Origin of the sequence: Streptomyces sp. CBMA123, from assembly GCF_014596465.1 — a bacterium.
Taxonomy (GTDB): domain Bacteria; phylum Actinomycetota; class Actinomycetes; order Streptomycetales; family Streptomycetaceae; genus Kitasatospora.
On the sequence record NZ_MECK01000470.1, the window covers coordinates 1 to 1,648 of the forward strand.

The 1,648-nt window shown below is 77.4% G+C and carries 1 protein-coding gene; it reads left to right on the forward strand.

Features of this window, described 5'->3' with window-relative positions; all coding sequences use genetic code 11:
• The coding region (locus BG452_RS34525) for an acyltransferase domain-containing protein (RefSeq protein WP_188308293.1) at window positions 1-1,648 on the forward strand (1,648 nt) is incomplete at both ends.

The window sequence follows — 1,648 nt, forward strand, 5'->3', positions numbered from 1 at the left end:
CCGACGCCGTGCGCGAGCAGGCTCGCCGGCTCGCCGCCCACGTCCGTGCGGCCGAACCCGCCCCCGACGACGTCGCCCGCTCCCTCGCCACCACCCGAGCCGCCCTGGAGCACCGTGCGGCCGTCGTCGCGCCCGACCGGGCGGCGCTCCTGGACGGCCTGGACGCGCTCGCCGACGGCCGCGCCACCCCCGCCGTCCTGGAGGGCCAGGCCGCGGGGGAGGGCGCACCGGTCTTCGTCTTCCCCGGCCAGGGCTCCCAGTGGGCCGGCATGGCCGTCGAACTCCTCGACACCGCACCGGTGTTCGCGCAGCGCTTCGCCGAGTGCGCAGCCGCGCTGGAGCCGTTCACCGACTGGTCGGCGACGGACGTGCTGCGCGGCGAGCCCGGTGCGCCGGGCTTCGAGCGGGTCGACGTCGTGCAGCCAGTGCTGTTCGCCGTCATGGTCTCGCTCGCCGAACTGTGGCGCGCGCACGGCGTCGAACCGGCCGCCGTCCTCGGCCACTCGCAGGGCGAGATCGCCGCCGCCTGCGTGGCCGGCGCGCTCTCCCTGGACGACGCCGCCCGCGTCGTCGCCCTGCGCAGCCGGGCGATCCGCAAGCTCGCGGGCCTCGGCGGCATGGTCTCGGTGGCCGAGCCGGTCGCCGCCGTCCGCGAGCGCCTGACGCGCTGGGACGAGCGCATCTCCGTCGCCGCCGTCAACGGCCCCGGCTCGGTGGTCGCCTCGGGCGACCCCGAGGCCCTGGACGAGCTGATCGCCGACTGCGAGCGGTCCGGCGTGCGGGCCCGCCGCGTCCCCGTCGACTACGCCTCGCACTCCGCCCACGTCGAGCGCATCGAGCACGAGCTGCTCGACCTCCTCGCGCCGATCGCCCCGCGCAGCGCCGACGTCCCGTTCTGCTCGACCGTCACCGGCACCGTGCTCGACACCGCCGGGCTGGACGCCGCCTACTGGTACCGCAACCTGCGCCACACCGTGGAGTTCGAGCAGGCCACCCGCACCCTGCTGGCCGCCGGACACCGGGTGTTCGTCGAGGTCAGCCCGCACCCCGTGGTGACCACCGGCGTCCAGGAGACGATCGAGGACAGCGGCCTGCCCGCCGCCGCCCTCGGCACCCTGCGCCGCGACGAGGGCGGCCCCGGCCGCTTCCTCCTCGCCCTCGCCGACGCCCGCAACCACGGCGCCCGGGTGGACTGGGACCTGCTCTTCGCCGGTACCGGCGCGCGCGCCGTCGAGCTGCCGACCTACCCGTTCCAGCGGCAGCGCTACTGGCCGCGCCCGGGTGGGACGGGCGGCGACGTCACCACGGCGGGGCTGGCCGCGCCGGAGCACCCGCTGCTCGGCGCCGCCGTCGAACTCGCCCAGGGCGGCGGGCTGGTGGCCACCGCCCGCTGGTCGCTGCACACCCACCCCTGGCTCGCCGACCACGCCGTCGCGGGGACCGTCGTGGTGCCCGGCGCCGCGCTGGTCGAGGCGGTCGTCCGGGCCGGCGACGAGCTCGGCTGCGGGCGCATCGAGGAACTCACCCTGCACGCGCCCGTCCTGCTTCCCGAGCGCGGCGCGCTCCAGGTGCAGATCGAGGTCGGAGCCCCTGACGACACGGGCCGGCGTCCCGTCGCCCTGCACACTCGCCCGGCCGACGCGAACGC